The organism is Sphingobium cupriresistens, assembly GCF_004152865.1.
Lineage (GTDB): Bacteria > Pseudomonadota > Alphaproteobacteria > Sphingomonadales > Sphingomonadaceae > Sphingobium > Sphingobium cupriresistens.
In genome coordinates this window covers 102,750-128,080 of the sequence record NZ_SEOO01000003.1, presented here as the reverse complement: position 1 = coordinate 128,080, position 25,331 = coordinate 102,750, and the positions used below count along the sequence as shown (strand labels likewise).

General features: G+C 65.1%; 26 protein-coding genes and 1 tRNA gene. 13 read left to right on the top strand and 14 right to left on the bottom strand.

All coding sequences use genetic code 11. The annotated features are described in order from the left end of the window. Nucleotides 1-271: 271 nt before the first annotated feature. From EWH12_RS03135 to EWH12_RS03105, 7 genes are all read left to right on the top strand, one after another. Complete coding sequence (locus tag EWH12_RS03135) at nt 272-991, top strand: cytochrome b/b6 domain-containing protein (protein ID WP_129925683.1); 720 nt, start codon at nt 272-274, stop codon at nt 989-991. Further along, nucleotides 988-1,734 (top strand): molybdopterin-binding protein, encoded by a 747-nt coding sequence (locus EWH12_RS03130; RefSeq protein ID WP_129925681.1) that lies wholly within the window; start codon nt 988-990, stop codon nt 1,732-1,734. The genes EWH12_RS03135 and EWH12_RS03130 overlap by 4 nt, the downstream gene beginning before the upstream one ends. 31 nt (nt 1,735-1,765) lie before the next feature. After that, nucleotides 1,766-3,007 (top strand): SAM-dependent methyltransferase, encoded by a 1,242-nt coding sequence (locus EWH12_RS03125; protein WP_066599586.1) that lies wholly within the window; start codon nt 1,766-1,768, stop codon nt 3,005-3,007. A 112-nt stretch (nt 3,008-3,119) separates the two neighbouring features. Continuing rightward, the gene (locus tag EWH12_RS03120) at nt 3,120-3,416 is read left to right on the top strand and encodes a hypothetical protein (RefSeq protein ID WP_066599583.1); all 297 of its coding nucleotides are present in this window, start codon (nt 3,120-3,122) and stop codon (nt 3,414-3,416) included. 72 nt (nt 3,417-3,488) lie between these two features. Next, nucleotides 3,489-3,911: a DUF350 domain-containing protein gene (locus EWH12_RS03115; RefSeq protein ID WP_066599578.1), complete on the top strand. Its 423-nt coding sequence runs from the start codon at nt 3,489-3,491 to the stop codon at nt 3,909-3,911. Nucleotides 3,912-3,915: 4 nt separating this feature from the next. Further along, nucleotides 3,916-4,749, top strand: a complete 834-nt coding sequence (locus EWH12_RS03110) for a S1 family peptidase (RefSeq protein ID WP_129925680.1) — start codon at nt 3,916-3,918, stop codon at nt 4,747-4,749. Between the two features lie 53 nt (nt 4,750-4,802). Beyond that, nucleotides 4,803-5,093, top strand: a complete 291-nt coding sequence (locus EWH12_RS03105) for a DUF3297 family protein (RefSeq protein ID WP_129925678.1) — start codon at nt 4,803-4,805, stop codon at nt 5,091-5,093. 38 nt (nt 5,094-5,131) lie between these two features. On the opposite strand, the gene EWH12_RS03100 is transcribed toward EWH12_RS03105, so the two are convergent. From EWH12_RS03100 to EWH12_RS03085, 4 genes are all read right to left on the bottom strand, one after another. Beyond that, nucleotides 5,132-5,887, bottom strand: coding sequence for a CHAP domain-containing protein (locus EWH12_RS03100; protein ID WP_129925676.1), 756 nt, complete (start codon nt 5,885-5,887; stop codon nt 5,132-5,134). A 150-nt stretch (nt 5,888-6,037) separates the two neighbouring features. Beyond that, nucleotides 6,038-6,568, bottom strand: coding sequence for a CHAP domain-containing protein (locus tag EWH12_RS03095; RefSeq protein WP_129925675.1), 531 nt, complete (start codon nt 6,566-6,568; stop codon nt 6,038-6,040). A 108-nt stretch (nt 6,569-6,676) separates the two neighbouring features. Next, the gene (gene recF / locus EWH12_RS03090) at nt 6,677-7,747 is read right to left on the bottom strand and encodes a DNA replication/repair protein RecF (protein ID WP_129925673.1); all 1,071 of its coding nucleotides are present in this window, start codon (nt 7,745-7,747) and stop codon (nt 6,677-6,679) included. A 65-nt stretch (nt 7,748-7,812) separates the two neighbouring features. Next, nucleotides 7,813-8,301, bottom strand: a complete 489-nt coding sequence (locus tag EWH12_RS03085; RefSeq protein ID WP_242495934.1) for a hypothetical protein — start codon at nt 8,299-8,301, stop codon at nt 7,813-7,815. Between the two features lie 120 nt (nt 8,302-8,421). Between EWH12_RS03085 and EWH12_RS03080 the strand changes: the two genes are divergently transcribed. Together EWH12_RS03080 and EWH12_RS03075 are read left to right on the top strand one after the other, a co-directional pair. Beyond that, nucleotides 8,422-8,829: a VOC family protein gene (locus EWH12_RS03080; RefSeq protein ID WP_066599553.1), complete on the top strand. Its 408-nt coding sequence runs from the start codon at nt 8,422-8,424 to the stop codon at nt 8,827-8,829. Beyond that, nucleotides 8,826-9,356 (top strand): peroxiredoxin, encoded by a 531-nt coding sequence (locus tag EWH12_RS03075; protein WP_066599550.1) that lies wholly within the window; start codon nt 8,826-8,828, stop codon nt 9,354-9,356. Before EWH12_RS03080 ends, EWH12_RS03075 begins: the two co-directional genes overlap by 4 nt. Nucleotides 9,357-9,395: 39 nt before the next feature. Here the strand turns inward: EWH12_RS03075 and EWH12_RS03070 are convergent, their stop codons facing one another. Beyond that, nucleotides 9,396-10,310 (bottom strand): dienelactone hydrolase family protein, encoded by a 915-nt coding sequence (locus EWH12_RS03070; RefSeq protein ID WP_129925671.1) that lies wholly within the window; start codon nt 10,308-10,310, stop codon nt 9,396-9,398. Nucleotides 10,311-10,347: 37 nt separating this feature from the next. Further along, nucleotides 10,348-10,770 carry a gamma-glutamylcyclotransferase family protein gene (locus tag EWH12_RS03065; RefSeq protein WP_129925670.1) on the bottom strand — a complete coding sequence of 141 codons (423 nt, stop codon included), beginning with the start codon at nt 10,768-10,770 and terminating at the stop codon, nt 10,348-10,350. A gap of 324 nt (nt 10,771-11,094) precedes the next feature. Between EWH12_RS03065 and EWH12_RS03060 the strand changes: the two genes are divergently transcribed. Further along, nucleotides 11,095-11,280, top strand: coding sequence for a PspC domain-containing protein (locus EWH12_RS03060; protein ID WP_066599544.1), 186 nt, complete (start codon nt 11,095-11,097; stop codon nt 11,278-11,280). Between the two features lie 332 nt (nt 11,281-11,612). Here the strand turns inward: EWH12_RS03060 and EWH12_RS03055 are convergent, their stop codons facing one another. Continuing rightward, the gene (locus tag EWH12_RS03055) at nt 11,613-12,353 is read right to left on the bottom strand and encodes a DUF72 domain-containing protein (RefSeq protein ID WP_129925669.1); all 741 of its coding nucleotides are present in this window, start codon (nt 12,351-12,353) and stop codon (nt 11,613-11,615) included. Between the two features lie 128 nt (nt 12,354-12,481). Here EWH12_RS03055 and EWH12_RS03050 point away from each other — a divergent pair, with 128 nt between their 5' ends. Next, entirely contained in the window at nt 12,482-12,718 is a 237-nt protein-coding gene (locus EWH12_RS03050) for a DUF2061 domain-containing protein (RefSeq protein WP_066599540.1), read from the top strand. A gap of 6 nt (nt 12,719-12,724) precedes the next feature. Here the strand turns inward: EWH12_RS03050 and EWH12_RS03045 are convergent, their stop codons facing one another. The 3 genes from EWH12_RS03045 to recJ form a co-directional block, all read right to left on the bottom strand. Beyond that, the gene (locus EWH12_RS03045) at nt 12,725-13,396 is read right to left on the bottom strand and encodes a peptidylprolyl isomerase (protein ID WP_129925668.1); all 672 of its coding nucleotides are present in this window, start codon (nt 13,394-13,396) and stop codon (nt 12,725-12,727) included. Between the two features lie 126 nt (nt 13,397-13,522). Next, nucleotides 13,523-13,597, bottom strand: a tRNA-Glu gene (locus EWH12_RS03040). Between the two features lie 101 nt (nt 13,598-13,698). Next, nucleotides 13,699-15,465: a single-stranded-DNA-specific exonuclease RecJ gene (recJ, locus tag EWH12_RS03035; RefSeq protein ID WP_129925667.1), complete on the bottom strand. Its 1,767-nt coding sequence runs from the start codon at nt 15,463-15,465 to the stop codon at nt 13,699-13,701. A gap of 139 nt (nt 15,466-15,604) precedes the next feature. On the opposite strand from recJ, the gene EWH12_RS03030 reads away from it, so the two are divergent. Both EWH12_RS03030 and EWH12_RS03025 read left to right on the top strand, forming a co-directional pair. Beyond that, nucleotides 15,605-17,737 carry an autotransporter assembly complex protein TamA gene (locus tag EWH12_RS03030; protein WP_129925666.1) on the top strand — a complete coding sequence of 711 codons (2,133 nt, stop codon included), beginning with the start codon at nt 15,605-15,607 and terminating at the stop codon, nt 17,735-17,737. Then, nucleotides 17,737-21,957: a translocation/assembly module TamB domain-containing protein gene (locus EWH12_RS03025; protein WP_129925664.1), complete on the top strand. Its 4,221-nt coding sequence runs from the start codon at nt 17,737-17,739 to the stop codon at nt 21,955-21,957. The genes EWH12_RS03030 and EWH12_RS03025 overlap by 1 nt, the downstream gene beginning before the upstream one ends. Nucleotides 21,958-22,005: 48 nt before the next feature. Here EWH12_RS03025 and EWH12_RS03020 read toward each other — a convergent pair whose 3' ends face one another. The 4 genes from EWH12_RS03020 to EWH12_RS03005 form a co-directional block, all read right to left on the bottom strand. Then, entirely contained in the window at nt 22,006-22,464 is a 459-nt protein-coding gene (locus EWH12_RS03020; protein WP_129925662.1) for a hypothetical protein, read from the bottom strand. Nucleotides 22,465-22,540: 76 nt separating this feature from the next. Further along, complete coding sequence (locus EWH12_RS03015) at nt 22,541-23,320, bottom strand: transglutaminase-like domain-containing protein (RefSeq protein WP_066599525.1); 780 nt, start codon at nt 23,318-23,320, stop codon at nt 22,541-22,543. A gap of 380 nt (nt 23,321-23,700) precedes the next feature. Next, nucleotides 23,701-24,774 carry a recombinase RecA gene (gene recA / locus EWH12_RS03010; protein ID WP_066599522.1) on the bottom strand — a complete coding sequence of 358 codons (1,074 nt, stop codon included), beginning with the start codon at nt 24,772-24,774 and terminating at the stop codon, nt 23,701-23,703. A 123-nt stretch (nt 24,775-24,897) separates the two neighbouring features. Beyond that, nucleotides 24,898-25,254 carry a response regulator gene (locus tag EWH12_RS03005; protein WP_066599520.1) on the bottom strand — a complete coding sequence of 119 codons (357 nt, stop codon included), beginning with the start codon at nt 25,252-25,254 and terminating at the stop codon, nt 24,898-24,900. Between the last annotated feature and the right edge of the window lie 77 nt (nt 25,255-25,331).

Here is a 25,331-nt window from a genome sequence, read left to right as displayed (position 1 = left end):
CAACTCCTGCGACTCTTCTCTCCATTATCGGGAGATCAAGAACATGATCTGCATCATGATCACGCAGCCGCCATCTAGGATCGCAAGATTGAGTTGCAAAGGGGGTCAGACTTTATTTCAATCAATTTCAGGACTTGTGTTGCAAAAGTGTGACAACGCCCGCGCTGCCCGGTCGAGCGATCCCGATGCGGCCATTCGCGACGGGTTGTAACCAAAACGAGCCACGGACCGAATATTGGACTATTGCGACAGATGGGATAGGATCATCATCATGGACAGACCGACCCCCATGGAAGCCGGTGTCGTCAAACGCCACCGCCTGTCCACCCGCTTATGGCATTGGCTCAATGCGCTGCTGCTCTATGTGCTGTTCACCAGTGGCCTTGGCATTTTCAACGCCCATCCCCGCCTCTATTGGGGGCAATATGGCGCGAATTTCGATGTGGCCTGGCTGACGTTGGAACGCTTCCCCGGCTGGATCACCCTGCCGGGCCATTACAGCCTCGCCCTGTCGCGCCACTGGCATCTGGCCGCCGCGCCGCTTTTCGCCTTCGCCTTGCTCGCTTACATGCTCTGGAGCCTCGCCAATCGGCACATCGCCCGCGACCTCGCCTTTCGCCGCGGGGAACTGGCCCCGCGCCATGTGTGGCAGGATATCAAGGACCATGCCCGGCTGCGCTTCCCCACCGGCCAGGCGGCGCTGCGCTACAACGTGCTGCAAAAGGCGAGCTATATCGGTGTGATCTTCGTCATGCTGCCGGTCATCATCCTGACCGGCCTCACCATGTCGCCAGGCATGAATGCGGCCTGGCCCTGGCTGCTGGACCTGTTCGGAGGACGGCAGTCGGCGCGATCGATCCATTTCATCACCGCCTTCGCGCTCATCGCCTTCTTCCTGGTTCACATATTGATGGTCGTCCTCGCCGGACCGCTGAACGAGGTGCGCTCGATGATCACCGGCCGCTATCGCGTGCCGGAGGATCGGCCATGATCCTGACCCGCCGCCATCTGCTGCTCGGCGCGACCGCAACGCTGTCCGGCTGCGACCGGCTGGCGCGCAACGAGTCGTTTCGCGAGACGCTCTTTTCCGCCGAGAATTTCCATAAATGGGCGCAGCGCGGCCTGATGGCGCCCGACGCGCTGGCGCGCGAATTCCGGCCCGACCAGATTTCCCCCGTCTTCCGCGCCAACGGCACCGCCAATCCCAATACGCCCGCCTATAAGGCGCTGTGGCGTGGCGGCTTTGCGGACTGGCGGCTGAACGTCACCGGCCTTGTATCGCGCGACCTGTCGCTGTCGTTGTCGCAGTTGCGCACGCTGCCCCACCGCGAACAGATCACCCGCCATGATTGCGTCGAGGGCTGGAGCGCGATCGGCAAGTGGCGCGGGGTTCGCCTGAAGACGATCCTAGATGGCGCGGGGCTGCGCAGCAACGCGCGCTATATCGTCTTTCGCTGCGCCGACGACATGGGTGGCGGGCGGCCCTATTATGAAAGCATCGACCTGGCCGATGCTTTCCATCCCCAGACCATATTGGCCTTCGCGCTCAACGACCGGCCGCTGTCGGTCGCCAATGGCGCGCCGCTGCGGCTGCGGGTCGAACGCCAGCTGGGCTATAAACAGGCCAAATATCTGATGGGGATTGAAGCGGTCGACAGCCTGGCCGCAATCGGCAAAGGCAAGGGTGGTTTTTGGGAGGACCATGCCGACTATGATTGGTATGCCGGCATTTGACGTTTGCGTAACGACATGACAAGGTCGCGGAATGAAACTGTTTGAATTGGTTCTCAAGCGGTTGGTCTCACGCGGTCGCCTGACCGTCTACTACGCCAACGGCAAAACGATCACCGTGGGTCAGCCCGACCCCGCCTTTCCCGACCTCGCGCTGCGCTTCAAGGACGGCCGGGTGCCTTTCGACATCGTCAAGGATCCGCGGCTGGGCATGGCCGAAGCCTGGATCGACGGACGGGTGGCGATCGAAGGCGGCGGCATCATGGAATTCCTGTCCATGATCCGCGCGAACAATCCTTGGGAACAGGGCAAGTCGATCGAAACCAAGAACCTGCTCAAGCGCAGCGTCGGCAGCGTGCGGCAAAAGCTGTGGCGCGCCAACCACAAGGCGCGGTCCAAGGCCAATGTTGCTCATCATTACGACCTGTCGGGCGCTCTCTACGCCCTCTTCCTGGACCGCGATCGCCAATATAGCTGCGCCTATTATCCCGATGCGGACAATGAGGCCGGGATCGGGCTGGAACAGGCGCAGGAAGACAAGAAGGCGCATATCGCCGCCAAGCTGCACCTGAAACCGGGCATGACGGTGCTGGACATAGGCTGCGGCTGGGGCGGCATGGCGCTCTACCTGCACCGCACCTGCGGCGTCGATGTGACCGGCATCACCCTGTCGGAAGAGCAGCTCAAGGTCGCGCGCCAGCGGGCCGCCGATGCGGGCGTCGCCGACCATGTCCGCTTCGAACTGATCGACTATCGCGACATGAAGGGGCCGTTCGACCGGATCGTGTCGGTGGGCATGTTCGAACATGTAGGCACCGCCCATTTCCGCACCTTCTTCGACACCTGCCGCAACCTGCTGACGCCGGACGGGGTGATGCTGGTCCACACCATCGGCCGCATGGGCGGGCCGGGGGTGACCGACGCCTTCACCCAGAAATATATCTTCCCCGGCGGCTATATCCCGGCCCTGTCGGAAATGATCGCGGGCAGCGAGGGCACTAGGCTGATGGTGACGGATGTGGAGGTGCTGCGCATCCATTATGGCCTTACCATCCGCGAATGGTATCGGCGGACCATGGCGCACAAGGCCGACATCGTCGCCCTCTATGACGAGCGCTTCTTCCGCCTGTGGACCTTCTACCTGGCCGGGGCGGCGACCGTGTTCGAACATGGCGGCATGGTGAATTTCCAGGTCCAGTATAGCCGCGACCGCCGCGCGCTGCCGATCACCCGCGACTATATGCAGGAAGCCGAGGCGGCGCTGCGGGGGCGCTGAAAAGCCTGAACCGTCGCTGACATGTCCATTCGCGGACGGTTCAGTCGGCGCGATGCATTCTCCCTTTCATGCTCCCTCCCGTGACGGGCGGGATCTGTGAGGAGAGAAAGACATGAACCTGTTCTGGAAGGGCGCGGCCGCGTTAAGCCTCGCCATCACCGGCCTTGGCGCAGCAGCGGCCCCGGCCCAGGCGCAATATTATGGCGGGTCCGGCTGGCGCGGCGACCGTGATGGCCGCTGGGACAACAGGCGCTGGGACGATCGCCGCCACTGGCGCGGCGACCGGCGCGATTGGCGCGGGCATCGCGGCCATTATCGGACCGCCTATCGCTATCGCACGCGCTGCTGGACCGAATGGCGCTACGACTATTATCGCGACCGCGACGTGCGCGTGCGCATCTGCCGATAACGCCAGCGGCTATATTTCACCCGTGACCCGCCCCGATTGAACCTTGGGGCGGGTTACGGCATTGGGGACGGCATGACCGATCCCATGCCCGTGATTCAAAGCCTGTTGTCGGGCCTTCCCATCCTGTTGCTGCATCTGGGCAGCGCGACGCTGGTCTGGCTGGCGGCGCTGGGCCTCTATATGTGGATCACCCCGCATGACGAATTCGCGCTGATCCGCGGCGGCAACGAAGCCGCAGCGATCTCGCTCGGCGGCGCCGCGATCGGGCTGGCGGCGCCGTTGGGCTTCTGCCTCGCCGGGTCGGTCAATGTCTGGGACATCGTCATCTGGGGCAGCGTGACATTGGTGCTGCAACTCGTCGCCTTCCGCCTGGTCGATTTCCTGCTCGGCACGCTGTCGGCGCGAATCGAGGCCAACGAGCGATCGGCCGCGATCTTCCTGGCGATGATGAAAGCCGCGATCGCCTGCCTGACCGCCGCCGCGGTCGCGGGCTGAGGCGATGGCGAAGCGCGGCTGCGGCTGCCTGCCCTTCGCGTTCGGGGGCCTGTTGCTGGTCGCGTGGCTCGGTCAGGACATGGCCGTGCCGCCGCTTAAGGTCGAACAGTTCGACCCGCGATCGCCGCGCCGGCCGATGCCCGACTGGAGCGATGAACAGTTCGTGATCGAGGATAATCCCAACGGGCCAGCCGATTCGATGGGCACCGCCTTTGCCGTCGACCGCGACGGCGCCTGGCTGACCGCCCAGCATGTCACCCATGGCTGCACCCGCGTGGGCCTTGAGGATGGCCGTTTCGCGCGACCGGTGTCGCGCGTGATCGAAAGCGTGGAGGCGGACGCCGCGCTGGTGCGTGACGGCATAACCAGTCCCGCCGCCCTGCCGCTGTCCAGCCGCATCCCGCAACCCGGCACGCCGGGCTTTCATATGGGCTTTCCAGCCGGCCGACCGACATTGGTCATGTCAGAACTAATCGGCGAGGCGAGCGCGCGGCGTGGGCGCAGCGACCTGACCCAGCCGATCCTGGCCTGGGCCGAAAAGGGCCGTATCCCTGACGGAGACGGCACCTTGTCGGGGATAAGCGGCGGGCCGGTTTTTGCCGAAGACGGCCATGTCGTGGGGGTCAACAGCGCCTCGACCGACCGGCGCGGGCGCATCCTGACCACCGCGCCCGACGCCATCGCCCGGCTGACGGCGGCCAGCCGCGCGGTGGATGATCGCCCGGTCGCCTATCCCTTCGCGGGCCTCGCCGACGCGGAAAACCGCTTCACCGCCTGGCTGGACGCGGGCGTCATTCGCCGCATCTTCTGTGACGTCGATGAAAAGCGCGGCGGTTGACGGACGGCGACCCCAGGCGCTAGGCGCGAACAAACTTTCCAGGGAATATCACCATGAGCGACACGCCCCCCGATCATCTGTCCACCAATCCCAAAAGCCCCCATTTCGACATGGAGGTGCTGCAACGCGGCATCGGCATCCGGTTCAAGGGCCGCGAGCGCAAGGATGTGGAGGAATATTCGATCTCAGAGGGCTGGATTCGCGTCGCCGCCGGCAAGAGCCGCGACCGTCACGGCAATCCGCTGACGATCAAGCTGACCGGCGAAGTCGAAGCCTGGTTCGAAAATCCTGCCGAGGGTATCGAAGACAAGTCTACCGAAGACAAGCCGACCGAGGCCGAATAAACAAAAAGGGGCGCCGACGAGAGCGCCCCTTTTTTGTATCAGTTCATCACCGCCTCGCGCCGCACATCGGCGATGATCGCGCTCAGCGTCCGTTGCGACGGAACCGCGTCGGCATATTCAACGACGAAGGGATCGGCCTCCAGCCGCGGTACGGCCTTGCGCGCCCAGGGCGCTGGCCTGGCCTGCGCGACCTGGATCATGCGCGGGCTGGCCATGACCGGCGTTACGCGCGGCTCCCGCAACATCCGCGGCAGCCCCTGTTCGTCCCACATATCCGAATCGACCTTGGCGAAACGCACGCTCGCGCCCAGTATCGGGTCGGGGGTGAAATCATGCAGCCGGGCCTTGGCCGGATAGATGAAACCGAAGGTCGGGTTGGTGCGCGCGCCCATTTGGCCCGTCGGGCTATGCCACACCCTCACCTGACTCCAGTCGCCATCCTCCGACACGTCGATCGCCAGCACATCCTCCTCGATCGCGCCGGGGACGGACCAGTTGGCGTGACGGATCAGTACGCGGCGGTCGTCCAGCACCTTGCTGATGACCGCGACATGGCCCAGCAGCATCGGACCATTGGGCCGAAAAGCCAGCACCGCACCCTTTTTCGGCTTGGTCCCGCGCTTATATTGACCATCCGCCTGATCCCACCAAGTCAGCGCATCGCCCTTGATCGCCACGCCCGATACGATCCGGGCATAGGGCACACATTGCAGCACCGCCGCCCCCCAGGAGGGCGCGGCCGCCAGACCGGACAACAGCAGCCATGCCGCAGTCCGGCGTATCGCTCGAAACATCTTATGCGATCCCGATAACAAGAATCGCCCCACCAAGGATGACCCTAGGCCGCCATGGTTTGAGAAGAGGTTAAGCCTGCATCAGCGATGTAAGGGTTTGGAAAAAAGCGATCGATCCGCGCCGCAGGCGTTGTCGATCGCGCGCCGCGATCAGAAAGCGGCGCGCACCGCAGCGCCGCCGGTCGCGTCGGCCGACGCGATCTGGACGGGCTGATCGATGGTCTTGGACGGCTGGGCGTAGATGAAGCCGCGCGCCGGGTTGGAACGCAGGCCCAGGTCGCCGATCGGACCATACCATACCCGGACATCGGTCCAGTCGTTATTGGCCGACACGTCGATGGCGCGAACGTTGCGCTCGATGCCGCCGCGATAGGACCAGTTGGCGTGGGTCAGCAGCACTTCGCGGCCGCTGACCACCTTGCTGACCATGGCGACATGGCCGACCGGCATCGAACGGCTGGCGGCGAAGGCCAGGACGGCACCGACGCGGGGTTCATGACCACGGTCGTAGCGCCCTTCGGCCTGGCCCCACCAGGTATTGGCGTTGCCGTGGATGTCGATGCCGGAAACCTGCCGGGCGAAAGGAACGCACTGGAGTGTGCCGGCGGTGGCGGGAACAGCGAAAAGGGTCGAGAGCGCAAGAATAGACGCCGCGAAAAACGCGCGAAAACCAACGACCATGTGATTGCGACCCCGACTTATTTTGTAGGCTTGAACCCCGATGCCGGTCTTAGGGCAGACGCCGGACGGATGGACAAGCGTGGGGCGACGAGTCGTTTCGTCGATGCGTTATGCTGCGGAACGAAAAACCTGCCCGGCCGTTACCGTCAATCGGGTTGCATCATCCAGATCGTTGAAAAGACTGGATTCTGTACCCGTCATCCACACCTGCCCCCCGGTTTCCCGCAATCGTTGGAATAATGCGCTGCGGCGGGACGGGTCGAGATGAGCCGCAACCTCATCCAGCAGCAGCACGGGCGGCTGGCCGCGCGTGGCCGCCACCAGCGCGGCATGGGCCAGCAGGATCGAGAGCAGCAGCGCCTTCTGCTCGCCGGTCGAACAGAGCGCAGCGGGCTGATCCTTGGCGATATGGGTGACGGCCAGGTCGTGGCGATGCGGGCCGGACAGGGTGCGCCCCGCCGCCGCATCGCGCCGCCGCTCGCGCGCCAGCCGATCCGCCAGCGCGTCGTCGCCGGCATCCTCGCCTTCGATCGCGATCCGCGGCCGGGCGAAGGGTTCGTCGGGCTGGTCCGCCAGCATCGCGTTCAACCGCGCCACCAGATCGGCGCGCGCACCCGCCAGCGCTGCACCATGCTCGCCCATTTGCGCCTCCAACGCCGACAACCAGGCCGGGTCGGCTCGGCGCGGGTCGGTGAGCAGCCGGTTGCGCGCCCGCATCGCCGCGTCATAGCGGGCGCTGTGCATCGCATGGCCCGAATGCAGCGCCAGCGTCAGCCGGTCGAGGAAGCGCCGTCGCCCGCCGGGACTGTCGAGGAACAGCCGGTCCATCGCCGGGGTGAGCCAGACGATCGCCAGATGGTCGGCCAGCGCGTTGGCGGAGGAGGCCACGCCGCCGATCCGCACCTGTCGCCGTTCCGGGCTGGCGGCGGCGACGCCGGTGCCCAACACCACGCCGTCCACTTCCGCCGCGATGCCGAAGCCTCCGCTCCCCTCCTGCCGCGCCATGGCGGACAGCGGCGCGCCGCGCAGCCCGCGACCGGGCGCCAGCATCGACACCGCTTCCAATATGTTGGTCTTGCCCGCGCCATTGTCGCCGGTCAGCAGGACGAAGCTATGGTCGGGCAGGATCAGCGCGTCCGCATGATTGCGGAAATCGCTCAAGGTAAGGCGGCCGATCATCGCGTGGCTGTAGCGGGCAGAAGGCGGAGGGGGAAGGGGCGGGTGTCAAAGCAACGCCTCGCCCTTCAACAACGCTTGCGCGTAACCGCCGTCCCGTCATTGACGATGGTCAGCGCCTTGCCGTCCGGCGACGTGCGCAACGCCAGGGTGCGGGTCCAGCTCTGGCCTTCGCCGGTGAAGGCCGCTTCCACAGCGGCGCGGCCATCCTCGCCTGCCGTCACGCTCTGCACCGTCCCGACGCTTTCGTGGAACAACAGCCGGTCGGGGGTGACGGTCAGTTCCAGATCGGCGCTGCGATCGCCGCATCGATCCTGCGTGCCGGTCCAGTTGCCCTGCATGGCGGCGGGGATCAGGCCGACGGGAGCCGCTTCGGGCGGGGGCGTGTCGATCTTCGGCGGCGATTCCACCGGCGTAATCGCATTGGCGGCAGGCGGCGCTTCCTCCACATTGGGCAGCGTCTGGTCCAATATGTTGGCGACGACGCCGGGCTGGTCGGCGCTCTTGTCCGACGCCTGGTTGCAGCCGGCGGCCAGCAACAGGGACAGAAGCGTCACGGGTGGACATGATTTCCGCATGTAAGGAGGAACCGGCCAGCGCGCCGCCGGTTCCCATGCATGACTCGGCCCTGCCCGCATGATAGCGTCCGGGCGTTCACATAATGGGGAGTCGATGCCATGCCGGTGCTGGGAATGGGAGGCCTGTTCTTTCGCGCGCGCGATCCCGATGCGCTGGGGGCGTGGTATCGCACCCACCTGAATGTCGGCGGCGGCTGCGTGGTCGATCCGGCGGACACGCCCAATGAATGGATCTGGCAGCCGCGCGGCGGGCCGATGGTGTTCGCCCCGTTCAAGGCGGACAGCGACTATTTCGCCGCCGACAAGGCCTTCATGCTGAATTTCCGCGTGTCCGATCTCGATTCCCTTCTGGACCGCTTGCGCGCCGCAGGCGTTGCGATCATCACCAAGCCCGAATGGGACGATCCCGTCCTCGGCCGTTTCGCCCGCATTCATGATCCGGAGGGCAATGCGATCGAATTATGGGAACAGCCCGATCACCGTCCGACCCAAGGAACCGACCTATGAAGCGCCTGTCTCTTCTCCTCGCCGCCGCCGCCGCCCTGAGTTCCAGCGGCGCGATGGCCGCCCTTGCCGTCGGCGCCAAGGCGCCCGACTTCACCACCCGCGGCGCGCAGGCGGGCAAGACCTTCACCCTGACCCTGTCGCACCAGTTGAAGCGCGGGCCGGTGGTGCTCTATTTCTTCCCCAAGGCGTTCACGCCGGGCTGTTCGGCCGAAGCGCGCGAATTTGCCGAGAATATCGACAAGTTCAAGGCGGCCGGCGCGACGGTCATCGGCATGTCGGCCGACCCCGTGGACGATCTCGTCGCCTTTTCGACCAAGGAATGCGCGGGCAAGTTCGCCGTGGCGTCGGCCGGGCCGGCGATCGTGACCGGCTATGACGTGGCGCTCAAGATGCGGCCGGGCATGACCGATCGCACCTCCTATGTCATCGCGCCGTCGGGCCGGGTGGCCTTCGTCCATAGCGAAATGAACTATGCCGAGCATGTGAAGACCACGCTCGCCGCGGTCGAGGCGATGAAGCAGAAATAATAGGGCCGGGCTCCTGCGAACACAGGAGCCCGGTTTTTCTCACCGCTTCACATATGTTCCAAACCAGTCAAGCGTCGCGTCCCACGCGGCCTTGGCGGCGGCTTCGTTATAGCTGGGGCGATAATCGGCCATGAAGCCATGGTCCGCGCCCTCATGGACGGTGATGGCGTCGGGCGGCGACTTGCCCGCCTTGACCAGCGCCGCGCGCATCGCCTCCACGTCCGTCAGCGGTATGCCCTTGTCCAGTGCGCCATATTGGCCCAGCACCGGCGCCTTGAGCTTGCCGACCTCCTCGATCGCGCTCAGCGGCTGCAAGGGCGTCTTGTCCGTCACCAGCCGCCCATAATAAGCGACGCCCGCATCCAGATCGGCGCTATGCGCGGCATAGAGCCAGACGACCCGCCCGCCCCAGCAGAAGCCGGTGATGCCGCGCCGCGTCGCATCGCCGCCATGTTTTCCGGCCCAGCCATAGGTGGTGTCGATATCGGCCAGCACCTGCGCGTCGGGTGCTTTGGACACGATGGTGCCGATCAATTGCTTGAAATCAGCGACCTTGGTCGCGTCGCCGTGGCGGGCGAACAGGTCGGGCGCGATGGCGTAATAGCCCGCCTTGGCGAAACGGCGGCAGATGTCGCGAATCCATTCATGCACGCCGAAAATCTCATGCACCACGGCGATGACGGGCGCGGCCTTGCCGCCCGCCGGGCGCGCGACGAAGGCGGGCATGGCAAAGCCGTCGCTGGCGGGAATCGAGACATTCTCTTCCGTCAGCCCTTCGGCGGAGGTCTGCACCGCGCTGCTGGCGATGGGGCGGCAGGCGGCGGCGAAACCGGCCGCGAAGGCTCCGCCCGCCAATATGTGCCGACGCTGGAAGCCGGTGGTGCCGACCCAGTTGCGGTCTTCCGCCAGCCGCTCCGCGGGGGCCGCGTCATCCTGTTTGCGATCGGTCGTCATCGGCGCCTGTCTCCTGTGCATCCCCCGACGCGGCAGACTAGTCGTCCGGGGTCTGCGCGCAAGACAGGAAGTCGCCATCGGCGACAGGGGGCAGGCCAGCTGTGTCGCGCGTGTAGAGATAGACCCAGGCCTCCACCGGCCCGTCCGCCGCCTGCACCGTCATCGCCTCGCGGCGATATTCATGGGGCTGGGGGTGATGGGGCGCGCATTCCTCATAATCGTCCAGCACGACCAGGATCGCCGCGGCGTCGCTCAGTGCGAAGAGGTCGCCCCGCACCCTGCCCGTCGGCCCGGCCACCAGCCCCGGATAGTCGGCGACCCGGTAGAGCGCGCCGCCGACCGTAGCCGGGCCGACCAGCCGCGCCACCTGCCGCAACCAGCGCGCCATCTCCCCGTCAAAGGCAGCCCGCAGCGTGCCATACACGAATAAAAAAGCAGGTCCCGCCACAGCGTCAGGCATATTTCACCAACCTGCGGGAAAATATCCCAATAGCGAGTCTATTCGCCAGCCTAGCATGATGCCTTATTGGCAAAGAATCTGGGATTTCCGCCAAAAATCGAAACTGGCACGGCATCTGCTAGTCCTGTGGGCATCAAGGTCGGAATGATCCGGCCATCACATCAGGGAGTATCCACCATGTCCATCGCCAAGATCCAGCACGCCGCTGTCGCCCTTATCGGCGCTTTCATCGTCGCCAGCCTGTTCGTCAGCGCGGCGATCCCGGTGTCGCCGATCGCCTGATCGCGCGCGCCCTTCCCATCATTTCAGCAGAAGGCCAGACAGATGAGCAACAGCTTCACCCTCGACCGCAACAACGGCAAGATTATGGGCGTATGCGCCGGCGTCGCCAACCGCACCGGACTGGACGTGACGCTGCTCCGCGTCGGACTGGTCCTGCTGACGCTCTGCGCATTGGGACCGATCGGCGTCGTGGCCTATCTGCTCGCGGGCTGGCTGGCGGAGGGCTGATGATCGCCCGTGATCGGTTCACGACATCGCCAAATAGAGAGCAAATAAAAAGGCCGCTCCGGTCAAACCGGGAGCGGCCTTTTCGCATCCTGACGAGTCGGGATGCAGTGCGCGCGCAACGCGCAATCAGGCATATAGCACCGAATAGAAAGTCAGCATCTGAACGCCGACCGCAATGGCCAGCACAGCGCCCTGAAAGGCCTGCCGCATATTTTGCTCCATCTTTGCAAGAATTGTCACCCATCTGGGTGTGAGCGGGCCAATAAGCCCGTCATATTCTTGTAACAATCGCAAAGCACGGCATACCGATTGCACTAAATGCAACAGGCCTGTTACTGCAAAGCCACGATCATCGCCTGCGCCGCCGCCGGGTTGCGCTCCTTGGCGCCGCTAATGAAGAAGGCGAAGACATCGCCCTGCCCCGCGGCCGCCCTGGCCCGCCCGGCCCAGTCCGCGATCGCCGCAGGCGGATAGCCGGTCGCTTCGTCCGCCTGCGCCCGCATCAGCCGCATATAGGCAAAGCCGACATCATGGCCGGCGATCGCGGGATAGTCGTCATGGTCCGCCAGCACCACCGCGGCCCCGGCGTCGCGCGCCATCGCCAGGAAGGCCGGGTCGTCGAAACTCTCGTGCCGCACCTCCAATGCGTGGCGCAATGGCACCCCATCGACGCTCGGCGGCAGTAAGTGCAGGAAGGCGCCGAAATCGTCCGGGTCGAAGCGCTTGGTCGGCATGAACTGCCACAGGATCGGCCCCAGCCGGTCGCCAAGTTCGGCGATCCCCTGGCTGGTGAACTTGGCGATGGAATCACCCGCCTGCGCCAGCAGCTTGCGATTGGTGCAATAGCGCGACGCCTTGACCGCAAACCGGAAGCCGTCCGGCACCGCCTTCGCCCAGCCGGCAAAGGTCGCGGGCTTCTGGCTGCTATAATAAGTCGCGTTGATCTCGGTCGCGGTCAGATGTTCGCCGACATAGGCCAGCTCGTCCTTCTGCCGCAGTCCCACCGGGTAGAAATTCCCGCGCCACGGCTCGTAGACCCAGCCGCCAATGCCCACCCTGATCCGTCCAGCCATGCGCCCTCTCCTCCGTCGCCGTCCTGATCGCGGCAGCCTGATCGTCCGGGGCGATCAGAGCCAGCGGAAAAAGCCATTGGCCGTTGTTGCGAACGACTCTTAACTAGGTCGCGACCAAGGAGACGCCCATGTCGCTCGACCTCATCAAGACCGGCACCTATCTGTCCATCCACCTGACCGTTGGCTTCACCGTCGCCTATGCCATGACCGGGTCGATCGCGCTCGCCGGCGGAATCGCGCTGGTGGAGCCGGTGATCAACGCCGTCGCCTTCTTCTTCCACGAACAGGCGTGGAAGAGGGTTCAGGCCCGGCCGCCGCGCGAGGGCGGCAGGCGATGGGTGCGCGATCGGGCGGTGTTCGCGTAGAGATGTCTACTTCGCTGTCCGTTTGTTGAGGCCGATCAGCCACGGCTTCACCCCGCGCGTGGGCTTGGGCGCGCCGTCCAGTCGCCGGGCGCGCAGGATGCGGATCGGCTTGACGATCATCTGCCCGCGCATCGGCCCCGACCCGCAACAGGTCGGCACCGACAGAATTTTGCGCACCACATCCATGCCGCCGACGACATGGCCGAAGGCGGCATAGCCGATATAGTCGCCGCGCGCGTCCATGTTGGGCGTCGCACCGATGGTGATGAAGAAATTGCCCATCGCCGAATTGGGCCGGTTGGGCCGCGCCATGGAAAGGGTCGCATCGCGATGCAGGATGCCGGTCCGGCTGGTCGGCTCATGCGGGATCGGCGGCAGCGAGCGACGGGCGTCGGTGTCGATCCCGCCCTGGATCAGGCCATAATGGGGATCGCTCTTGCGCCGCGCCGCCCGATAGAAGGTGACGCCGTCGAAGCGGCCGTCATCGACATAGGTCAGGAAATTGGCCGAGGTGCGCGGCGCCCGCTTCTGGTCCACCGCGACGGTGATCGTGCCGGCCGAGGTTTCGATCGCGACGCGGGTGAAGCCGGGGGTGGGCTGATTGGCCGGCAGCGCGACGGAGAGGACAGGCCACAGGCCGAGGATCAAACCAAGGACGCACAAGACAAAAGAACGCATCGGGCAATATATACTCGGCAAGGACGGCGGGCGTCCAAGGCTAAAGCCGACGCACGCACCCCGCAACCGCTGGGCGAAGGATTTGTCGATGAAGGGAGGTGAAAAGCCCCTCCGCCGGAGCGGAGGTGGTGATCCCAACGGGATTCGAACCCGTATCGCTGCCGTGAAAGGGCAGTGTCCTAACCGTTAGACGATGGGACCTCATGCAGCGACTGACCGGGCAGCGCTGCGAAGCGAGGGCGCAATTAGGCGGGGACGGCAAAAGGGTCAACCCCCAAAAGGCAAGAAAATGACAATCCTGCTTAATCCGCCCAGGCGGCGTCCTCCAGATGCAGTTCGGCGGCCGGGCGGCTGCCCCAGTCATCGATCTTGGCCTTGCCCGCGACCCACAATTTGCGGTCGCGCGGCGCGCCCAATATCGCCTGGCCCAGATCGGTTTCGGCCTGGCGGAAGGCGATCGTCTTGATCGACCGGCCGTCCTCCCCGCTCATGATCGCGCGCAAATGGCCGTTGCCCACGACATCGGCCTTGATAACGCGCATAGGCCCTGCGGCGATCAGCGGAGCAGGCCAGCCCGCGCCATAGGGGCCACCCTGCTCGATCGCCGCGACGAAGTCCGGGTTCACCCCGGCAGGCGCCAGCACCGCGTCGATCAGCAGCGCCCGGTTGTCGCGCGCCTTGGCGACCGCGGCGGACAGCCGGTCGTCCAGAAAGTCGGCGAGCGCATCGACCCGGTCGGCCGCGACCGTCAGCCCCGCCGCCATGGCATGGCCGCCGCCCGCGACCAGCAGGCCGCTATCCTTGGCCGCCATCACCGCCGCGCCCAGGTCCACCCCGGAGACGGAGCGGCCCGACCCCTTGCCCATGCCGTCTTCATCGATGGCGATGACGATGGCGGGCCGGCCGGCCTTTTCCTTGATCCGGCCCGCAACGATGCCGATGACGCCGGGGTGCCAGCCCTGGCCGGATATGACCGCCACGGCGCGATTGCCCTGCGCGGCCAGCAAGGCTTCGGCCTGTTCCTGCACCGTCGATTCGATGGCGCGGCGTTCCTCATTATACTGGTCGAGCTGCGCGGCGATGCTTGCCGCTTCCACCGGGTCTTCCGTTGTGAGCAACCGCACGCCCAGATCCGCCTGCCCGACCCGACCGCCCGCATTGATGCGCGGGCCGAGCGCGAAGCCCAGATCGTGGCACAGCGGCGCACGGGTCAGGCGGCTGGCGTCGATCAGGGCGGCAAGGCCGATATTATGGCGCTTGGCCATCACCTTCAGCCCCTGCGCCACGAAGGCGCGGTTGAGGCCCTTCAATTGCGCGACGTCCGCCACCGTGCCGAGCGCGACGATGTCGAGCAATTCCATCAGCGCCGGCTCGCTGCGGCTGGCGAACCAGCCGCGCGCCCGCAGCACCCGCACCAGCGCCGCGCCGAGCAGGAAGGCGACGCCGACCGCGGCGAGATGGCCATGCACCGCCGCGCCGTCATTCTCGTCCAGCCGGTTGGGGTTCACCAGGGCAAAGGCTTCGGGCAGCGAGGTCGAGCATTTATGATGATCGACCACGACGACATCGACGCCGGTCGCCCTGGCCATCGACAGCGCCTCGAACGCCTGCGCGCCGCAATCGACGGTGACGATCAGCGTCGCGCCCTCCCCCGCCAGCCGCACCAGCGCCTCGCCCGACGGGCCATAGCCTTCCATCAGACGGTCGGGGATATAGGGTTTCGCGTGCAGCCCCAGATCGCGCAGCAACCGGATCAGCAGCGCCGCGCTGGTCGCACCGTCGACGTCATAATCGCCGAAGATACGGACATCCTCGCCGCGCTGCACCGCGTCGGCCAGCCGATCGGCGGCGGCGTCCATGTCACGGAACAGGCTGGGGTCGGGCATGAACTGACGGATGGTGGGATTGCGGTGCGCCTCGACTGCGTCGCGCGGACACCCCCGCGCCAGCAGCAATTGCGTCACCAGATCGTCGGGCAGATAGGTGGCGTCGCGCCCGTCGGCGTTGCCGCCCCGCCAGCGCCAGGGCTGGCCCGAAATCGATCGCGAGATATTGAGCGCAAATGTCATGCAAAGCCTCTAGCCTTCCGCGAGTCCCGTGGGAAGCGCGGCAAATCCTGTTGTAGGTGGAACCGAGGCAACTTGTTGAGCGTATTGCCTCTTTACCGCGCGTGTGGAATGCACGGTGCAAAGGGGGCATCGTAGGTTCATGACGAGACGACAGGCATATCATGTCCGGCGCATAATGGCCGTGGCGCTGATGACAGCCTCGTCCCTGCCGCTGATGGCCCAAGCCCAGTCGACGCCCGTACCCGATCCCAGCCTTCCTTATGAAGCGACCCAGGGCGAAGAGCCGATCCTGCCCGACGACCAGTTCGAGGCGCGGTTGCCCAAGGCAGGGACTCCGGACCAGGCCAATCCCGACGCGCCCCTGCCCTCGATCGAGAGCTGGATCGACCAGCAGATGCCGCAGTCATCGAACGCGCCAACCGAATTGCCACCGGCGATCGATCCAGCCGAGGAACAGGAACTGGCCCAGCCGCTGCCGCCGCTCGACAGCGTGACCGTGCCGACCAATGTCGCGGACAATAATAATGCAAACGCGAAGCAGCCCGACATACGCTACGCCACCAGCATAGAAGGCTTTGGCAAGACGGGTCTGGAGGACGAATTCCGCGCCGAATCCGCGCTGATCGACGGCAAGGGCAAGGCTGAAACCGCAGCCATGGTGCAGGCGCGCGCGCAAGAGGATGAGAAGCTCGCGACGCGCCTCTTCTATTCGCAGGGCTATTATGACGCGACGGCGCTCGCCAGCCTGGACCAGGCCGGTGACGGGACGCTGAAGGCGGTGATCTCCGTAACGCCGGGCAAACGCTACAAGATCGGCGACATCGTCATCAATGCCGGGCCGACGGTGCCGCCCGGCCTGGTCCGCGACAGCCTGCCGCTCAAGACCGGCGATTATATCGTCGCGACCCTGGTCGAAGGCGCGGAGGCCAATATCGCGTTGAAGCTGCCCGAAAATGGCTATCCTTTCGCAAAGGTCGGGGACCGCGACATATTGCTCGATCCCGCGACAGTGACGGGCGACTATACGCTGCCGGTGGATACCGGCCCGCGCGGCACGTTCCGCAAGATCATCACCAGCGGCGACAAACAGGCGTTTGGCGCCGATCATATGGAGGTCATCAAGCGCTACAAGCCGGGCGAACTCTATGACAGCCGCAAGGTGGACGATCTGCGCAAGGCGCTGGTCGCGACGTCGCTATTTTCCAGCGTGTCGGTGGAGCCGGTGCAGACCGGCGAGGCGGGGCCGGACGGCACCGAATATGTCGATCTGGCCGTCGCGCAGGAAGCCGGGCCACCCCGCACGCTGGCGGGCGAAGCGGGCTATGGCACCGGCCAGGGCTTCCGCGCCGAGGCGACATGGACTCATCGCAATCTGTTTCCGCCAGAAGGCGCGCTGATCCTGGGCGCGATCGCAGGCACGCAGGAACAGGGCGCATCGGCGACCTTCCGCCGGTCCAATGCGGGGAAGCGCGACAAGACGTTCCAGACCGGCATCACGCTCAACCATCAAAATTACGACGCCTATGAAGCATTCACCGCCGGGCTCAACATCGGCTGGGCGCGCCAATCGACGCCGATCTTCCAGAAGCGCTGGACCTACAGCTATGGCGCGGAAATCCTGCTGACCAACGAGCAGGTGGTGATCGACCCGGCCACCGCGGACAAGACGCGGCGCACCTATTTCATCGGCGGTCTGCCGGTGCAGATCGGCTATGATCGCTCCAACGACCTGCTCAACCCGACCAAGGGCTTCCGCGCCAATCTGCGCGCCGAACCGGAAGGGTCGTTGCAGGGGAATTTCTCGCCCTATCTGCGCGCCAGTTTCGACCTGACCGGCTATTATCCGGTGTCGGACAATCTGGTCATTGCGGGACGGGCCAAGGTCGGCACCATCACCGGGGTCAGCCGCGGCGATGTCGCGCCATCGCGGCGCATCTATGCGGGCGGCGGCGGATCGGTACGCGGTTTCGGCTATCAGGAACTGGGGCCGAAGGACGCGAACAACGATCCGATCGGCGGCCGGTCGGTCAATGAATTTGCGGTCGAGGGGCGTTATCGCTTCGGCAATTATGGCGTCGTCGCCTTCGTGGACGCCGGTCAGGTCTATGAAAGCTCCATGCCGCAATTTTCCGACATGCGCTACGGCGTCGGCCTGGGCGGCCGCTTCTATACCAATTTCGGTCCGTTCCGCGCGGACATCGCCATGCCGATCAACCGGCAGCCCGGCGAGTCTAAATTCGCCCTCTACATCGGCATCGGGCAGGCTTTCTGATGGCGCAGGACGACATCATGCCCGCCGTTGACGACGCGACCCAGACGATCGTCATCCGCGAAAAGCGTCCGCTGTGGCAAAAGATCGCGATCGGCGTCGTCGGCCTCGTCATCGCGCTGGGGCTGTTGGCCGGCGGGCTGCTGCTGGGCCTCAATACCCAGCCGGGCAAGAAATTCCTGATCCAGCAGATCGCCGCGCTCCAGATGGAATCCGGCATGAAGATCGAGGTCGGGCGGATTGACGGGTCGATCTACAGCGACATGACGATCCACGATCTGGTGCTGCGCGATCCCAAGGGCGTGTTCGCAGTCAGCCCAAAGGTGCATGTGATCTGGCGCCCGTTCCGCTACGTGAATAATCATATCTCGGTCAGCCTGCTGGAAACGCCGCTGGTCGTGCTGGCGCGCAGCCCGCAGTTCAACGTCGTCGCCAGCGATCCCAACGCCCCGATCCTGCCCGACCTGGACATCGACGTCGACCGGATGAAGATCGGCAAGTTCATCCTGGCCAAGCCGGTGATCGGCCAGAAGCGCGAGATCGCGATCGACGGCGTCACCCATATTGCCGATGGCCGGGCCATCCTGTCCGCCGATGCAGTCGTCGACAGCGGCGACCGGCTGCAGGCGAAGCTGGACGCGGTGCCCGACCAGAACCGCCTGGCGATGAGCGGCACGCTGACCGCGCCCAAGGGCGGCGTGATCGCCGCCATGACCGGCCTGACCGACGGCGTCACCGCGACGCTCGACGGCAAGGGGACATGGCAGGCGTGGGACGGGCGGGTCGTCGCGACCTCGCCCAAAGGTGAATTGGCCAACATCGTCTTGTCGGCGCGGGACGGCAATTTCACCGCCAAAGGCCCGTTGCGTCCAGGCCTCGTCTTCGCCGGCACGGTCGATCGCCTGACCGCGCCGCAACTGGACGTCGATCTGTTCGCCGGGCTGAACGAGCGGCGCGTCAATATCAAGGGCACGTTGCGCTCGCCCGCCATGAGCGCCGACGCGCAGGGGCTGATCGACCTCGGCAAAAGCCAGTTCAGCGCGCTCAGGATCAACGCCGCGCTGCTGACGCCCGGCGCGATCATGGAGAAGGTGAAGGGTCGTGACGTGCGCGCCTCCATCATCCTCGACGGGCCGATGGCGACGCCGTTCATCGATTATGACATTACCGCCAAGAGCCTGGCGTTCGACGCCACCGGCATCGAGAATCTGAAGGCCAGCGGCCGGGCGGTGATCGACAGCGATCGCATCCGCATTCCGATCAGCGCCACCGCCACCCGCGTCACCGGCCTCAATGCCGCAGCGGGCGGCCTGCTGCAAAATCTGCGGGTGAAGGGCGATTTCGCCTATGCCGCAGGCAAGCTGATCAGCGACAATCTGAAGATCGACAGCGACCGGGTGGACGCCACCGCCATCGTGCTGGCCGACCTCGACAATGCGCTCTATCGCGGGGCGCTCAAAGGTCGGGTCAACGATTATAAGATCGACGGAGTCGGCATCGTCAACCTCAATACCGATGTCGAACTGGTGCCCGGCCCCAAGGGCGGCTTTGGCCTGTCGGGCCGCTTCGGCGTGCGCACCGCGCGCTGGGAGAATGCCTCGGTCCGCGATTTCCTGGGCGGCAATGCGGTCGCCAGCGGCAAGATCGGCATGACGCCGGAGGGCAAGTTCACCCTCGCCGGCCTGAAAGGCGCAGCGCCCAACTTCACGATCCACAGCGGCTCCGGCAGCTATGACACCGACGGGCAGGTCGCGTTCGATGCGACGGCGTCCTCCAAACAATATGGGCCGCTCGCGCTGACCGTTCGGGGCACGATGGAACGGCCGCAGGCGGTGTTGCGCGCGGCGCGGCCCAATGTCGGCGTGCAACTGACCGACGTGGTGGCCAAGCTGAATGGCGAGGCGGCAGGATACCGGCTGGAAGCCACCGGCGGGTCGCCCTATGGGCCATTCTTCGCCAATGTGTTGATCCGCACGGCGAAAGGCCCGCTGACCATCGACGTCACCAAGGCGCGCTTCGCCGGGGTCGACATGAACGGCCGCATCCAGCAAAGCACCGCCGGCCCCTTCACCGGGCAGCTCGCCATGAACGGCTCCGGCGTCACCGGCGCGATCCGGCTGGCCGCCGTGGGCAAGGTGCAGGGCGTGGACGTCAACGCCACCGCCAGCAACGCCAAACTGCCGGGCGAGGCCGATGTCGTGATCGGCCGGGCGATCGTCACCGCCTCCATGCTGCTGACCGATCAGCCCCAGATCAAGGCGGATGCGCAGATCGCCAACGCCGCCTATGGCGCCTATGTGGTGCGAAAGGCGCGGGCGCGGATCGACTATCAGGGCGGACGCGGACGCGCGCAACTGGTCGCCGACGGCTCCAGCGGCGTGCCCTTCTCGATCGCCGCCAACGCCGCGCTGCGCCCCAACCTCTATGCCGTGGCGTTGCAGGGCAAGGCGGCGAACATCGACTTCCGCCTGGCCCAGCCGGCCATCATCCGCAGCGAGCCGGGCGGCTATCGCCTGGAACCGGCGACTTTGGTGCTGCCGCAGGGCAAGGTCGATCTGGCCGGGCGCTTCGGCGACACGACCGTGGCGCAGGCCCGGTTCAAGGATTTCGACTTGGCCATCGCGAACATTGCCGCGCCGGGCCTAGGCATTGGCGGCCGAATGACCGGCACACTGGACTATGCGCAAAAGGGCAGCGCCTTCCCGACCGCAACCACCCGGTTGGCGATCAACGATTTCCGCCGCTCCAGCCTGACCGCCGTGTCCGACCCGGTGTCGATGAATGTCGAAGGCAAGCTGTCTTCGGCCGGTGGCGACCTGCGCGGCCTGATTCGCGAAGGCAGCAGCACGCTGGGCCGCTTCACCGCCACGCTGGCGCCGCCGGGCGCGGGCGCAAGCTGGGCCGAGCAGTTGCAGAATGCCCCGCTGGGCGGCGGCATCCGCTATGCCGGGCCGGCCGATGTCCTGTTCTCCTTCGCCGGGCTGGCCGATCAGCAGTTGACCGGCGGCCTCGCCGTGGCGGCCGACTTTAGCGGGCGGCTGAGCGATCCGCGGCTGAACGGCGTGGTCCGCGCCAATGCGCTGACCTATGAAAATGAGACGTTCGGCACGCGCGTTACCCAGATGAAGCTGGATGGCCGTTTCACCAACGATCATCTGGAGATTCGCGATTTCTCCGGCCGGGCGGGCGAGGGTACGGTGCAGGCGTCGGGCAATGTCGGGCTGGCCGCCGCGAGCGGCTTCCCGATGGATATCGCGGTCAAGTTGAACCGCGCGCGGCTGGCGCGCAGCGAAGCGATCACCAGCGTCGTCAGCGGGACCATCAATATCAGCAACAGCCCGGCCAATGGTGGCCTGATCAAGGGCGACCTGAGCCTGCCCGAAACCCGGTACAAGGTCGCCTGGCAGGGCGGGACCGAGATCCGCCAGCTTGCCGGCGTGCGGCGCAAGGGCGCAGGCGGCGACGCGCTCGACCAGCGACTGGCGGCGCGCAAGGCGGCGGCCAAGCCCGCCGACTGGAAGCTGGATATCCGGGTGAAGGCGGACAACGAAATCTACGTCACCGGCATGGGGCTGGATTCCGAATGGAAGACCAACATGCGCGTCACCGGAACGACCGCCAATCCGCGCGTCGTCGGCAGGATCGAATCGATCCGCGGCCGCTACAGCTTTTCGGGTCACCAGTTCGATCTGGAACAGGGCGTGATCACCTTCAACGGGCCGATGTTCAATCCCATCCTGGCGATCAAGGCGCAGACCCGGATCGACACGGTGACCGCGGGCATCCAAGTGACGGGGTCGGCGCAGCAGCCGGACATAGCCTTCATCTCCACGCCCACCTTGCCGCAGGACGAAATTCTCTCGCGCATATTGTTCGGCGACAATGTCGCCAACCTCTCGCCGATGCAGGCGGTGCAACTGGCGGCGGCGCTCAACGGCTTGCGTGGCGGCAGCGGCGGATTGAACCCGATGGGCAAGTTGCAGGGCGCGTCGGGCATCGACCGGATCGGCATCGTTGGCGGCGACGACACGACCGGGCGCGGCACCTCGCTCGCAGTCGGCCAGCATATCTCCAACAATATCTATGTGGAGGTCATCACCGACTCCAAGGGCTTCACCGCCACCCAGTTGGAGATCGCGCTGTCGAAAACGCTGAGCCTGTTGTCGAAGACCGGCACCAATGCCGGGTCGTCGGCAAACCTGCGCTATTCGAAGGACTATTGAGCGTAGCGCGACGGACGATCGTCAAGGTGAAACGGCAGTCGCCGTTGATCAGGGCAGCGTCCGGGGGACACCCAGCCTTGTCCATGCTTCACGCGCATCGAGCAGTTCGCGATCGCTGGCGGGCGTGTAGAAGCGTCGATCGAACCAGAAGGCGCGCTGCGCTTCCGGCTTGCCGGAGCGGGTTCCCGGATCACGCACCATATGTTGCCGGATTTCGTCCAGTGACAGGAGATAGCAAGTTGGGCTGCGCGATAGCGCGTCCGCAATTAAGACCCACCATGGCGTAACGATCGCTTCGGGCTGAAGCCCCAGGCGCACATCGTTGGGCGTGGGGCTATGGGCCTTTACCTGAATGGAATGAACGATCCGCTCACATTGCGAGACGGCGTAGAGATCGGCCTCACGGGCGTTGCGGACGGTGAGCATCACGTTCCAACCATGTCGCGACAGTTCGCGCGCGACATGATGGACGCCGGCGTTGCCCGTCAATTGGCGTTCGTTGCTCATGCCCGGTCCCTAACAGGCATATCTTTTTCAAATATATAACCGCCTTTCAACCCGATGGCCGAGGCGAGCGGACGGTCTATGCTGCCGTTACCGTGATCGACTGGGCGTTCATCATCGCGCCGCCGAAGACGGTCATGAAAGCGATGTCGGTGGCGTCGCGGCCGACGGCGATGCGGACCATGGTTTCGACCGGCGCGAGGCCGGTAGAATCGACGATGCGCCAGGCGCCGTCGAGCCAGACTTCGACTACCGCATGGAAGTCCGGCGGATCAAGGCCCAGCGCATAGACCGATACCAGCCGGGCGGGAATGTCGCGCGATCGGATCAGCGCGGCGGTCAGATGGGCGAAATCGCGGCAGACGCCCTGCTGGGCGACGAAGGTGTCGGCCGCAGTGGTCGTAATGTCCGAACTGCCCGGCACATAGACGAGATTCTCGTGCACCCAATCGACCAGCGCCTGCACCAGCGCACCGCCCTCCATATCCGGGAAATGGCTGCTGACGAAGCTGCCGAAACGGTCGGCCTCGCAATAGCGGCTGGGCCAGATGAAGGGCAGCACCTCTTCGGGCAGGCTGGGCAGCGGGCTTTTGGAGAGGTTGGCGATATCGACTGGCGCGCGATCGACCTCCACCGTGGCGCGATAGGTGCTGAGCATCCGGCCGGTGCCGGTGCGGGTCCAGGTGCGGCGGCCGATGCCGCTGCCGCCTACCTTGTTGGTCAGCGGCCCGGCATTGTCGATGATGTGCGACTGGGAAACGACCCGCTGGTCGGGCAGCCCGGCCGCCTCGACCGCGAGCAGCACGTCGGTCGGTTCGGCAAAGTCATAGTCGAGGATCGCTTCAATGGCGACGCGCATGGAATGGGTTCCGGTGTGAGAGGGGACGGGTCGAATCGGCGCGTCCGGGACAGCATCGGGAGGCTGCACGGCGTTAGCAAGAAGTCTTGAACGGCCGCAGGATGGGACAAGCAGAATGGGGCGGCCTTGGTGGATTGATATAGCGGTGGCCAGATGGCCTGGCCTGAAAAACCTGCCTGCGCTTTATGTTCCGCCGCCTGGACGGAATTCATGTGCCGGGAGATGACGGAAGCGAGGGCACGTCCCCCTTTCGTCTGCGCGGTCACGGTAAAAGGCCCGTCGCGCGCGGACGCGGCGGGCCTTTTCAGAGCGTGATGCGCAAGGCGAGCGAGAGCCGGTGAACCGCGCCCCGGCTGATCCGGCCGGGGTTGTTTCAGGGCTTATTCGCCATCATCCTCCGCATCGGGTCCGGTGATCATCTTTTCGGCGACTTCTTCGGTCTTACCGCGGATGGCGTTTTCCAGCTTGTCCGCCAGTTCGGGATGTTCCTTGAGGAAAGTCTTGGAATTTTCACGGCCCTGACCGATGCGGATCGAGTCGTAGGAGAACCAGGCGCCCGACTTCTCCACGATCCCGGCCTTGACGCCGAGGTCGAGAATTTCGCCGATCTTGGAGATGCCTTCGCCATACATGATGTCGAATTCGACCTGCTTGAAGGGCGGGGCGACCTTGTTCTTGACCACTTTCACGCGGGTCGCGTTGCCGACGATATCGTCGCGATCCTTGATCTGGCCGGTGCGCCGGATGTCGAGGCGGACCGAGGCGTAGAATTTGAGCGCGTTGCCGCCGGTCGTGGTTTCCGGGTTGCCATACATCACGCCGATCTTCATGCGCACCTGGTTGATGAAGATCACCATGCATTTGGAGCGCGAGATCGAGCCGGTCAGTTTGCGCAACGCCTGGGACATGAGGCGCGCCTGTAGGCCGACATGGCTGTCGCCCATCTCACCCTCGATTTCCGCGCGCGGCACCAACGCCGCGACGGAGTCGATCACCAATATGTCGATCGCGTTGGAGCGCACCAGCGTATCGACGATCTCCAGCGCCTGTTCGCCGGTATCGGGCTGCGACACGATCAGTTCGTCGATATCGACGCCCAGCTTCTTGGCATAGCCCGGATCGAGCGCATGTTCCGCGTCCACGAAGGCGGCGGTCCCGCCCGCCTTCTGCGCTTCGGCGATGGCATGGAGCGCCAGCGTGGTCTTGCCCGAACTTTCCGGGCCGTAAATCTCGATGATGCGGCCCTTGGGCAGGCCGCCGATGCCGAGCGCAATGTCGAGGCCGAGCGAGCCGGTAGAGATCGCTTCGATCTCCAGCTTCTCGCGGCTGCCCAGTTTCATGGCCGAGCCTTTGCCGAAGGCGCGGTCGATCTGCGCAAGCGCCGCGTCCAATGCTTTCTGTCTGTCCATTGTCCCGTTCTTCTTGGAATCGATGAGTGAGAGCATTGCGGTCATCGGCCAGTCCTCTGTCAAGCGGAACGCATGGGTTCCGTGCGCCTGGACGATGATGTATCCTGTTTGTTCTTAAAGAACAAGAGGGGAACGGAAATTTCCTATCCCGCCGCAATCCAGCCAAGCTTATGCGCCCAAAACCTTGCCCAAGGCACGCTCGACCGCCCCGATGGTGAAAGGCTTGGCCAGGGTCGGCCGATCGGCGTGGCTGGGCGGCAGATCATCGGCCATGCCGCCGGTCGCGAAGATGAAGGGAATGTCCATCTCCACCAGGATATCAGCCACAGGCCAGCTTTTTTCACCCTGGAGATTGCAGTCCACCAGCGCCGCGTCGAACCCGCCCTCGCGCGCATGGGCGCAGGCTTCGTCGACGGAGGCCGCAACGGCGTGCAGCCGATAACCCAGCGCGTCGAGATAATCCTCCAGCATCATGCCGATCATCGCTTCATCTTCGACAATCAATATGCTCTTGCCGTCCGACACGCTGCGTAATCCCCGTTGATGCAGCCGACTCGCTAACCGATCACCACCCACTTGCCCAGCATATTCACCTTGATCCC